Genomic DNA, 11,786 nt, shown 5'->3' on the forward strand with positions numbered 1-11,786 from the left:
CAATTTGACGGGACCCACCATGTACGCCACTGACACCGCCTCCTCCACGCAAACGGGCAGCCGCAAGGGGCGCCCGAACCATTCCATCGAGTTCAAGCTGAAACTGGCGCAGCGCGCCCGCGAAGCGGGCATATCCGTGTCGAGCCTGGCGCTCGGGCGCCGGGCCGGCGCCAACTCCGGCCAGCGCGCCGCCGCCATGTACACCCTGATCGGCACCACCGCTTCAACGGCGTGGACCCGCAGGCTTATCTGCGGCATGTGCCCACGCACATTGCCACGCACCCCCGGCGAAGCTCAACTCCGAATGCCTCCCGGTACTGGTCAATGAAGGTCTTCACGACTTGAAGCGGCGGTCGAGCTCCGCCTGGGCGAAAAACGCATTGGCCAGTCTCAGAATAGCGTTGGCCTTGCGCAGCTCTCGTACTTTCCGCTCCAACTCCTTGACCCGATCCTGTCCCGTCGTTGTGACACCCGGACGCTGGCCGTGATCTCGCTCATGCTGGCGGACCCAACGTCGCAGCATCTCTGCAGTGCAACCGATCTTGCCGGTGATTGACTGGTTTTCTTGACTGACCATGTGAGGAAAGTTTCAGCAAGCATCGACTCGATTTCGAAGGATGCCGGCCTGCGGAACCAAAGCGCGTTTCAAACTACTCAATAAGAGGTCTTTGCCTACTTCCCTCGAAGAACAAAAGAATTTACCTGGAGCGGATTGAAGGTGAGTGTCTAGGAGATTGGTTTGTCATGAGATGCGGCACAAGTCGGACGGTGCGCCGTGTGGCTGGTCCACTAGAAACGGCCTGCGCGGCCATGCGGCCAAGGAAGGCCGAAACGATCGGCCATTCATTCGCAATCCGCTCGAAGGCATAAGCCCGACCGTTTCGTATTTATTGATCAGCTTGAAATCGTACACAAGGAGCGTAAATGCAGCTTTCCATGCCCGGCAGCTTTCCACACGGCCCTACGATCTCTAGCCGAAATATTGACTTCAGCGAAGGTCGCGGATCCTCCAACAGCCGTCATGATTCGGCATCTGGGTCGACCGCCCCTTCAGCAACGGCAAGTCCGGAGGCCCGTCCTGGAACAGGGCGAGAAGTCGCGCTGCATAAAAAGTTAATAGCTTCTCTCAGCGGAAACCTGGCCGTCACATTGCCAATGACGGCGATTGATGTCGCTACCAGTGCTGCCTCCGCCGCCGTCCGGCGCGAGAATGTTGCTACCGGCGCCAGCCACGCTGCGCTCGCGGGTGGAATGGGCCTCCTGTCAGGGCTGCACCTCAGCGCAGCCACCACCGGGTTGCTGCACTACACCGGACTGGCATCTCGTATCTGGTCTCAGCCGTCTACAGAGAACGAGGTATTGGATCGAACCTTCCTCATTTCCGCAATGCTCAATACCGGAAACGGCATTCTTGGCGGTATGGCATATGACATCGCGACCAAGGCAATCATGCGCCATGAAATCAACCGGGAGGCGCTACTGGAAACCTTGATCAATCAAGTCATCAGCAAGGCAGTTGCGGCCGGGATCATCAGAGTCGGAGCGGTAAAGTTGTACAAGCATAACCAGCGCTTCAGAGATGTCGTCAATAACTCATTGATCACCGTCTTGAATGAACTCCGCAGTCGTACAGGACATCTCGGACCTGCTCACGCCGGACTGACACAGGAGAATTTGCAATCGGCGATGGAGGAAGGTCGGACAGCCGGAGATTCCGAGGCGGCTGCAATGGAGGAAGGTCGAGCATCACGTGGCTCGACGGCAAGTGCGGTAGTGGAAAATCAGACGCCCGACGGATCTGCACAAGCCGTCATCGAGGGAAATGGAGTGTCCGTCAATCTGGAGGAGACTGCGCGCCCTCAAGCGTAATACGCAGCAGTAAAATCCTGGCGAAGCAAAAGGGACATGTCGGCAAGGACCTGCCCGTTTTGCTTTGTTAAGGTCTGTGGCGATGACCGCAGATCATCCTGACCGTTATCGTCACGGCCGAACCGGCTTTTTCATCCAACCCATTTCCGCGCATTGCGGAACATGCGCATCCACGGACCATACTCGCCCCAGCCATCCGGATGCCAGGAATGCTGCACGGTCCGGAATGCCCGCTCCGCGTGCGGCATCAGCACGGTAAAGCGGCCGTCCGGCGTGGTGACCGAGGTGATGCCGTTGGGAGAGCCGTTCGGATTGTAGGGATAGGTCTCGGTCGGCCTGCCATGGTTGTCGATCCAGCGCATGGCGACGATCGCTTCCTGGGCATTGCCGGTCTGCGAGAAGTCGGCATAGCCTTCGCCATGGGCAACCGCGATCGGGCTTTGCGTGCCGGCCATGTCGTTGAAGAAGATCGACGGCGAATTGGTGACTTCCACCATCGCAAACCTTGCCTCGAACTGCTCCGACTTGTTGCGGGTGAACTTGGGCCACGCATGCGCGCCGGGGATGATGGATTTCAGATTGCTCATCATCTGGCAGCCGTTGCAGATGCCGAGCGCGAAGGTGTCGCCGCGATTGAAGAAGACCGAGAACTGTTCGGCCAGTTTCGCATTGAAGAGAATGGTCTTGGCCCAGCCTTCGCCCGCGCCGAGCACGTCGCCGTAGGAGAAACCTCCGACCGCGATGAAGCCGCTGAAATCGGCAAGGCGCGCACGGCCCGCGATCAGGTCGCTCATGTGCACGTCAATCGCCGTAAAGCCCGATTTGTGCATCACATAGGCGGTCTCGATATGCGAATTGACGCCCTGCTCGCGCAGGATCGCGACCTTGGGCTTGGCGCCCGTGGCGATGTACGGCGCAGCGATGTCGACCTGCTGGTCGAAGGTGATGACCGGGTTCATGCCGGGGTCGGAGGTATCGAGGATGCGGTCGTATTCCGCGTCGGCGCATGCCGGATTGTCGCGCAGGCGCGCAATGCGCCAGCTGGTTTCGCTCCACAGGCGTTGCAGTTCGACGCGGGGCTGCTCGTACACCAGCTTGGCGTCACGCATCATTTCTATCACGTCGCGATCGTTCGGCTTGCCGATGATATGGCTGCAGGCGCCGAGATTGTAGGATCGCAGCACGGTCATGACGTCCGACTTGTGCTCGGACCGGACCTGGATGACGGCGCCCAGTTCCTCGTTGAACAAGGCGCGCAGCGTCAGTTCGTTGCGGCGTTCCGCCACCTGCGAGGCCCAGTTCTTGGAATCGCCCCAGTCCGAGGCATGCTCGCCTTCCATGGTCAGGATATCGAGGTTGATCGATACGCCGGTACGGCCGGCGAAGGCCATTTCGCACAGTGTCGCGAACAGGCCGCCGTCGGAGCGGTCATGGTAGGCCAGCAGCTTGCGCTCGACGCTGAGCTGCTGGATCGCATTGAAGAAGGCCTTGAGCGCTTCCGGGCTGTCGACATCCGGCGCATCATTGCCGAGCTGTTGCATGACCTGGGCGAGCGCGGATGCGCCCATGCGGTTCCTGCCCTGGCCGAGATCGATCAGGATCAGTACGGTATCGCCAAGGTCGGTGCGCAGCTGGGGCGTCAGCGACAGGCGCACATCCTGTACCGGAGCGAATGCGGAAACGATCAGCGAGACCGGCGACGTCACTTCCTTCGCGCCTTCCTCATCCTTCCAGGTGGTGCGCATGGACAGCGAATCCTTGCCGACCGGGATGCTGATGCCGAGCGCCGGGCACAACTCCATGCCGACCGCCTTGACGGTATCGAACAGCGCCGCATCCTGGCCGGGCTGGCCGCATGCCGCCATCCAGTTTGCCGACAGCTTGACGTCGGACAGGTCGGCGATGGATGCCGCAGCAATATTGGTGATGGCCTCGCCGACCGCCATGCGGCCGGACGCAGCGGCATTGATCACCGCCACCGGCGTACGCTCGCCCATGGACATGGCCTCGCCGCGATAACCCTCAAAACTCATCGTGGTGACCGCGCAGTCGGCGACCGGAACCTGCCAGGGCCCGACCATCTGGTCGCGTACCGAGGTGGCGCCGACGGTACGGTCGCCGATGGTGATCAGGAAGGACTTGTCGGCCACCGTCGGCAGCAGCAGCACGCGGCGGCCCGCTTCCACGAGATCGATGCCGGTCAGGTCGACCGCCGGGAATTCGTTATTTACATGCGTGACGTCGCGATGCATCTTCGGCGGCTTGCCGAGCAGGACTTCCATCGGCATGTCGACCGGAGCATTGTCGTGCTGGGGATCGACCACCTTCAGCTGACGCTCTTCGGTGGCGGTGCCCACCACGGCGAACAGGCAGCGCTCGCGCTCGCACAGATACTGGAACAGCGGCAGGGCGTCCGGCGCGATCGCCAGCACATACCGCTCCTGCGATTCATTGCTCCAGATTTCCTTGGGCGCCATGCCGCTCTCTTCCAGCGGCACCTTGCGCAGATCGAAGATTGCGCCGCGCCTGGCGTCGTTGGTGATTTCCGGGAAGGCATTGGAAAGACCGCCCGCGCCGACATCATGGATGGAGAGGATGGGATTGTCGTCACCCATCGCCCAGCAGGCGTTGATGACTTCCTGCGCGCGGCGCTCCATTTCCGGATTGCCGCGCTGGACGGAATCAAAATCGAGATCGGCGGTATTGGTGCCGGTGGCCATTGACGATGCGGCGCTGCCACCCATGCCGATACGCATGCCGGGACCGCCAAGCTGGATGAGCAGGCTGCCGACCGGCAGGTCGTTCTTCTTCGTGTGCTTGGCCGAGATGTTGCCCATGCCGCCGGCGATCATGATGGGCTTGTGATAGCCCGCCACCTTGCCGCCGACATTCTGTTCATAGGTGCGGAAGTAGCCGCCGAGATTGGGGCGGCCGAATTCATTGTTGAACGCCGCTCCGCCGATCGGACCATCGATCATGATCTGCAGCGGCGAGGCGATGCGCTCCGGCTTCCCATAGATGCCCGACTGGCCGTGCGCCTGGCGCGACGCGGCCGGTTCGGTAACGTCGCGCGCATTTTCCCAGGGCTGCACCGCGTGCGTGATCATCAGGTTGGATACCGTAAAGCCGGTCAGGCCGGCCTTGGGCTTCGCGCCGCGGCCGGTCGCGCCTTCGTCGCGGATCTCGCCGCCGGCGCCGGTCGATGCGCCGGGGAACGGGGAGATTGCCGTCGGGTGGTTGTGGGTTTCCACCTTCATCAGGATGTGGGTCAGCTCTTCCGAGGCTTCATACACGTTGCCGCTGGCGGCGCCGCGCGGATAGAAACGCATCACCGGCGCGCCCTCGATGATCGAGGAGTTGTCGCTGTAGGCCACCACCGTGCCCTTGGGATTGAGCTGGTGGGTGTTCTTGATCATGCCGAACAGGGACTTGTCCTGCGCCACGCCGTCGATGGTCCAGTCGGCATTGAAGATCTTGTGGCGGCAGTGTTCGCTGTTGGCCTGGGCGAACATCATCAGCTCGACGTCGGTCGGGTTGCGCCTGGCCTGGGTGAAGGCGTTGAGCAGGTAATCGATTTCATCTTCCGACAGCGCCAGGCCGAGTTCGCCGTTGGCCCGCACCAGCGCCTCCTTGCCGCCGGCGAGCACGTCGATGAATTCCAGCGGCCTGGCTTCGAGTTCCCGGAACAGGCCGGCGGCGTCGCCGGCGTCGCGCAGCACCATCTCGATCATCCGGTCGTGCAGCAGCGCGGCGACTTTCTCGACCGCCTCGTCCGCCAGCTTTTTGGCGCCGCCGAACAGGCCGGACTTTACCTGCACCCGATAGGAAATGCCGCGCTCGACACGCTTGATATGCACCATGCCGCAGTTGTGCACAATGTCGGTGGCCTTGCTCGCCCATGGAGAAATCGTGCCGAAACGCGGAATCACCACGAACTCGTCCCCTTCCGCACTTCCGCTGAAGGGCTCGCCGTAAGTCAATAATGCGTCGAGGCGACCGACGTCATCCTGGCTCGGCGCGCTCGCGGCATCGATGAAATGCAGAAAGCGGCCGGTCACGCCGGTAATGGCGGGTTCGACTGCTTGCAATTGTGACAAAAGGCGTTGGGTACGGAAGGCAGACAGGGCATTGGAGCCTGGCAGAATCAACATGGCGGCGAGAAAATTGTGGCAGCGGCAACGCTTCGGACGTCAGGCTGCGGGTTAGAACGGGAAACCGCGATTATACCGCGTGCCGCAGCATGGCATCCTGCCAATAGGCATCGGCATCGGAGAAGAAGGCGTTTTTTGCCGCAGGACGGCGTTGTTAACGTCGGGCGGACGGGTTCAAGAGCACTCAAACGCATGCCTTCCCTGCCGATATGCTATTGTTGCCGGGCCAAAACGACGTTTCAGCGAGTACTATCCTGCATGAACCCCCTGACCTCGAAATCGATTCCCGCGCTTGCGCGCTATTCCCGCCGCTCACTGGTTGATGTCTGCCTTGAAGAAGCGCAGAAATCGCAATCCGTCTTTACCCGGCTTTATGCCGAAGCGGCGCTTGCCGCCGGAGATCATGCGGACGCGATGCGCGCCGCCGGCGTGGAGATATCTCCCCTGGCGGGCATGCCGGTATCGATCAAGGATCTGGTCGATGTCGCCGGTGAAACCACGCTGGCGGGATCCACCGTGTTGCGCGACGCACCGGTTGCGAAGTCGGACGCGCCGGTGGTGAAGCGGCTTCGCATTGCCGGTGCCGCCATCGTCGGCAAGACCAACATGACCGAATTCGCGTTTTCCGGCGTCGGGCTCAATCCGCATTACGGCACGCCGGTCAATCCGGCTGACACCGGCGTCGCGCGGATTCCCGGCGGCTCCTCTTCCGGCGCGGCGGTGTCGGTGGCGACAGGGCTGTGCGTTGCAGCCATCGGTTCCGATACCGGCGGCTCGATCCGGATCCCGGCCGCGCTGTGCGGCATCGTGGGTTTCAAGCCGACCGCCCGCCGCGTTCCGACCGCGGGCACCATTCCGCTCTCCACCACGCTCGACACGCTGTGCGCGATGACGCGCTCGGTCGACGACTGCATTCTGGTCGACAGCATCATAGCCGATAATGAACTGTCGATTCCGGAGCTGCCGCTGGCAGGCGTGCGGCTCGCGGTGCCGGCAACCTTGATGCTCGACGCGCTTGATCCGCATGTCGCCGCATCATTCTCGGCGGTACTGACCCGGCTTTCGGCCGCAGGCGCAAAAATTGTCGACGCTCCATTTGCGCTCCTCTCGGAGGCCGCGGATCTGAACAAATTCTCCGGAGCGGAATCCTTTGCCTGGCACCGCGAGCTGCTTTTGAATCGCGAAGCCGAATATGATGCTCGTGTCGCCAAGCGCATCCGGACGGGTGCGGCGATGAGCGCCGCCGATTATATCGATCTCCATCGCAAGCGCCGCCACTGGATCAACCGGATGGAAGAAGCGCTCGGACCTTTCGATTCGCTGATCATGCCGACCGTGCCCATCGTCGCGCCGCCCATCGCCGACCTGGAAGCGTCGGAAGACGCATTCTTCAAGGCCAACGGCCTGTTGCTGCGCAATCCTTCGACCATCAACCTGCTCGATGGCTGCGCGGTCTCGCTGCCCTGCCATGAGGAAGGAACGCTTCCGGTCGGATTGATGGTGGCCGGACCTGCGATGGCTGACCGCAAGGTACTTGCGGTCGCACGGGCAATCGAAGGCGCGCTGCAGAGGCAGCAACAATAAGCGTTTCCAGGGAAGGCAAAGGACAAAGGCAGGTGAATCACGGGGCGACGATACCGCGCCCGTGATTTGCCCGCCCTTGCCGCCCCTTCAAGTTACCGGTCATGCGCGCCGTCCAGCATGGCGCCGCTCCTGCTCCTATCATGCACATCCTGCTTCAACCGTTTATGCCTGTGAAGGCTGTTCCAGGTTCATTTCTACGCCGCCTTGCCCGCGCGGCCGCAAGCCTGGGGCTGGTGGCGACGTCTGCCCTCCATGTCGCCCACGCCGCGCCGCAGTGCGATCGCTCTATTGCCGTCGGCGCCGCCTGTGAAATCAATCTGGATGCATTGCATCCCACCCAGCCCGCGGTCGGCATGATGACTGTCGAAGAAAGGGCTGCGCGGATGTCACCGTCGGCCGACTATCTGGAATCCACCGGGAAGCGCCCCATTCCGGTGGTCCAGGGGCCGGATGGAGGCTTTTACCTGACCGACAGCCATCATCTGGCCAGCGTACTGCACCGCATCGGGGTGCGCAGGGTGACGGCCCAGGTGATCGGCCGGCTCGACGATGGAAATACCTTCTGGCAGGAGATGGAAAAGCGCCACTGGGTGTGGCTGACGGATCCGAAAGGAAACCGGATGCGGCCCGAAGCATTGCCGAGACGGATCGCCGACCTCAAGGATGACCCATATCGTGCGCTCGCAAGCTACGCACAGGACGCCGGCTATTTCAAAAAGACCGACGCCTACTTCATGGAATTTCACTGGGCTCGCTATTTCGGGCAGCAGATGGACTGGCAAGCCATCGACCGCCTCAATCTGCTGTCCGCGCTCCAGACTGCGGAACGGCTGGCATGCCAGCCGCAGGCGCAGCATCTGCCCGGCTATGCCGGGCCGTGCAAGCTTGAGGCGGACTAGCGGTACGTTGTCGAATCCGGAGACAGAGATTAATACCGCAGCACGACGTGAGGAACGCTGGAGCGTTTACGCCCTGACCGGCCTGGTCGGGGCTGTGGCAGGCAGGTCAGGGTGAAAACGCTCTCATACTGCGGCGTCAAAAGTATCGCTGCCCGTCGCCATCTCCGTTTGAATGGAGATGGTGTCGATTCAGGCATGTCATGACGCAGTAGAGCTAATAGAGCTAAGGCCTTTTCCCGAGGATGGCATTGATCTCCGCGACAAAGACGGCGAAATCGATAGGCTTCTCGATGTAACCATCGCAGCCCGAGGCAAGCATGCGTTCGCGGTCGCCCTTCATTGCCGACGCAGTCAGCGCGACGACCGGTATGCGCCGGGTAGCCGCATCGGCTTTGAGAATCGCGGTAGCCTCCATGCCGTCCATGTCGGGCAGCTGCATGTCCATCAGAATCAGATCCGGCAGTTCGTCGCGCGCGAGCGCAATACCCTTGCGCGCATCTTCCGCCTGCAATGACGAATGGCCTGCACTGCCCACCAGCAGTACAGCAAGTTTCATGTTGGCGGGAGAGTCTTCGATGATGAGTATTTTGGCCATGGTATGCGTTACGGTATCGGGAGGACATACGCGCCTCTCCGCCCCGGCAGATGTGGTTGCGTCCTTGCGCGGAACGCTATTCTAACCGTTTCATTTTCTCGTTCGTATCGTGGCGTCGGGAGTGTCGCGAGACCGTCCGCGCATCGCTTCCGCACCCGGAAGCAAACACGCGCCGTCCTGAAAATACGCGATTGCATTCAAGGGTTGCCATGCCGAAGACATCATTCTGCGGCGACTTGATAACCGCAATGATGAACTTATGGTTTGCGCCTTTCCGCCACCATTAGTAGGGTGCGTCGATGGGCTTCGGAACTGCGTACACTGTCGGCGCGCTATCGATCTTCGAATGCGCATGGTGGTCGCCAGACGCATATTGAAAGTCGTGCATTTGCACGAACATTTCCGCAGGCACACACATTAGGGTGTGCGGAGTACGGTCAGCAGTCCGCAGAAGTTTGTTAATTTGTCCAAGGCCTGCACCGTTACGAGCGTGAATTATTTCTTAATCGAAACGAAAAACCGCACTTCCATTTCCCTTAAAAAACACTTTCTTTAATTTACCGATTTTCGATGGGAAACGGGGAACATTGCTTTGGCTATTGCTTCTAAACAGGCCTCGAAACACCAGTGCCAGATATCTTGATGAATTACATTTCTCGGCGGAAAAGACGCTTGCCGTAAGCCAATTAATTTATGCCCAGGGACATATAAAGCTTCGCAACGCACCGGCCATCAACCGGACCCACTCTTGCTGGGCAAATCGCCGATCGTCCACACCCGCGACGATCGTATGAGTCAACTCTAACAAAGAGGCTGCCCAGATTACGCAGCTCAATACGAGAAAAAAGTGCGCACACCAAAAATTCTGCTCGTCAACGACCATCCCGCCAGTCTTCTTGCTCTCAAAACCCTGCTGATCAATTCTCCGCAGGCGCAAGACTATGAACTGATTACCGCCACTTCCGGCGCCGAAGCCTTGCGCGCAGTCCTGGATCATGAATTTGCCGTGATCCTGCTGGACGTCAGCATGCCCGGCATGGACGGCTTCGAAACGGCGGAAACCATCCATTCGCACCCGCGTTCCGCATCCGTACCCATCATCTTCATCACCGCACATTACGCGGACGAGATGAACCGGCTCAAAGGCTATCAGCATGGCGCGGCCGACTATCTCATCAGCCCTGTGATTCCGCAGATTCTCCAGAGCAAAATTGCAGTCTTCATCGAACTGGCGAAAAAGAACCTGGAACTGGAAGCGCAGAAGGAAGCGCTGGCGATGATGAACCGCGACCTCCAGGTACAGCAGATGCAGGATCTCAAGCGCATCAATGCAGCGCTCGAAACCGAAATCGTCGAACGACGCCAGGCCGAAGAACGGGCGCATGAACTGGCCACGCGTGACCCTCTGACAGGCCTGATGAACCGCCGTTCCCTGACGGATCGCCTCGAGCACGCCATCGCGGTCTCGGCGCGCTACGGACAGCGCCTCGCCCTGCTGTTTCTCGATCTGGACAAGTTCAAGGGCATCAACGATGCCTTCGGTCATGATGCCGGCGACGATCTGCTGCTGCAGGCCGCCGAGCGCATCAACGGATGCGTGCGCGAATCGGATATCGTGGCACGCCTGGGCGGCGATGAATTCGTGGTGCTGATGGAAGCCCTGCCGGCCTACTCTTCGGCGGCCGAGGTGGCGCGCAAGATCGTCAATGCCATCGATACGCCGTTTCATATCGGCACGCAGACCATCAAGACCTCAGCCAGCGTCGGCATCGCGCTCTATCCGCAGGACGGCAATACCAACCAGTCGCTGATGCGCAGCGCCGATCTCGCGATGTATCACGCCAAGCAGGAACAGCGCGGCAGCGTCCAGTTCTTTCATGAAGAACTCAACATGCGGATGCTGGAACGCACCCGCCTCGAGCAGGAGCTGCGGCATGCGCTGGACAATGACGAATTCGAACTGTATTACCAGCCGAAGGTAGAGGCGCGTACCGGCCGCATCGCCGGCGTCGAGGCGCTTTTGCGCTGGCATCATCCGCGGCTCGGGTTGCTGAGCGGCGGACAATTCATCGGCGCGGCCGCGGACACCGGCCAGCTCGTGCCGATCGGCGAATGGGTGATCGAGGCGGCATGCGCGCAGTCCCGCCGCTGGATCGACGCCGGCCTGTGCTTTCCTTCGATCCCGATTGCGGTCAACGTCGCGATTCCGCAGATCTATGCGGATCTTCCCGAAGTGATCGAACGTCATTTGCGCAAGTACGATGTGCCTTCCTCCAGCCTGCAGCTCGAGATCACCGAATCGCTGGTGATCCGTGACGTGGAGAAAGCCACCTCGGTGCTGCGCGAGATCAGCGAGAGCGGCATTACCATTGCCATCGATGACTTCGGCACCGGCTATTCCTCGCTGTCCGTACTCAAGGCGCTGCCCATCGATATCCTCAAGATCGACCAGTCCTTCGTGCGCGACCTCGGCAAGGACCTCGGCGACCATGCGATCGTCGAAGCCATCGTCAACATGGCGCGCGCACTTGCGCTGCGCGTGGTGGCCGAAGGCGTGGAGACCCACGAACAGCTTTCCATCCTGCGCGACCTTGGTTGCGACGAACACCAGGGCTATTACTACAGCCGACCTCTTCCTGCCCAAGACTTTGTCGAGCAGATGCTGCACACAAACGCGGCTTGAAGATC

The 11,786-nt window shown here is 60.7% G+C and carries 7 protein-coding genes, 1 pseudogene and 1 other annotated feature; of the genes and pseudogenes, 5 read left to right on the plus strand and 3 right to left on the minus strand.

Going from position 1 to position 11,786, the window contains the following annotated elements:
- The first annotated feature begins 19 nt into the window (after positions 1-19).
- Positions 20-328 carry a hypothetical protein gene (locus FH061_RS30350; RefSeq protein WP_192804984.1) on the plus strand — a complete coding sequence of 103 codons (309 nt, stop codon included), beginning with the start codon at positions 20-22 and terminating at the stop codon, positions 326-328.
- Positions 286-380: a sequence feature (AL1L pseudoknot), on the minus strand. Its footprint overlaps the gene before it by 43 nt.
- Here the strand turns inward: FH061_RS30350 and FH061_RS07735 are convergent.
- Positions 294-559 (minus strand): annotated as a pseudogene (locus tag FH061_RS07735) (transposase); the annotation flags it as partial. (Overlaps the previous feature by 87 nt.) The gene FH061_RS30350 and the pseudogene FH061_RS07735 sit on opposite strands and share 35 nt — an antisense overlap.
- A gap of 365 nt (positions 560-924) precedes the next feature.
- Here FH061_RS07735 and FH061_RS07740 point away from each other — a divergent pair.
- A complete protein-coding gene (locus FH061_RS07740) occupies positions 925-1,869 on the plus strand; it encodes a hypothetical protein (protein ID WP_151634683.1) in 945 nt (314 codons plus the stop codon).
- A 131-nt stretch (positions 1,870-2,000) separates the two neighbouring features.
- Here the strand turns inward: FH061_RS07740 and purL are convergent, their stop codons facing one another.
- Positions 2,001-6,020 (minus strand): phosphoribosylformylglycinamidine synthase, encoded by a 4,020-nt coding sequence (purL, locus tag FH061_RS07745; protein ID WP_151634684.1) that lies wholly within the window; start codon positions 6,018-6,020, stop codon positions 2,001-2,003.
- A 258-nt stretch (positions 6,021-6,278) separates the two neighbouring features.
- On the opposite strand from purL, the gene FH061_RS07750 reads away from it, so the two are divergent.
- Positions 6,279-7,604 (plus strand): amidase, encoded by a 1,326-nt coding sequence (locus FH061_RS07750; protein ID WP_151634686.1) that lies wholly within the window; start codon positions 6,279-6,281, stop codon positions 7,602-7,604.
- Between the two features lie 164 nt (positions 7,605-7,768).
- Positions 7,769-8,503, plus strand: coding sequence for a ParB-like protein (locus tag FH061_RS07755; protein ID WP_192804957.1), 735 nt, complete (start codon positions 7,769-7,771; stop codon positions 8,501-8,503).
- Between the two features lie 223 nt (positions 8,504-8,726).
- On the opposite strand, the gene FH061_RS07760 is transcribed toward FH061_RS07755, so the two are convergent.
- Positions 8,727-9,098: a response regulator gene (locus FH061_RS07760; protein ID WP_151634690.1), complete on the minus strand. Its 372-nt coding sequence runs from the start codon at positions 9,096-9,098 to the stop codon at positions 8,727-8,729.
- 847 nt (positions 9,099-9,945) lie between these two features.
- Between FH061_RS07760 and FH061_RS07765 the strand changes: the two genes are divergently transcribed.
- The gene (locus FH061_RS07765; protein ID WP_151634692.1) at positions 9,946-11,781 is read left to right on the plus strand and encodes a putative bifunctional diguanylate cyclase/phosphodiesterase; all 1,836 of its coding nucleotides are present in this window, start codon (positions 9,946-9,948) and stop codon (positions 11,779-11,781) included.
- The last annotated feature ends 5 nt before the right edge of the window (positions 11,782-11,786 follow it).

Origin of the sequence: Noviherbaspirillum aerium (assembly GCF_008929045.1) — a bacterium.
In the GTDB taxonomy this organism is placed as follows: domain Bacteria; phylum Pseudomonadota; class Gammaproteobacteria; order Burkholderiales; family Burkholderiaceae_D; genus Noviherbaspirillum; species Noviherbaspirillum aerium.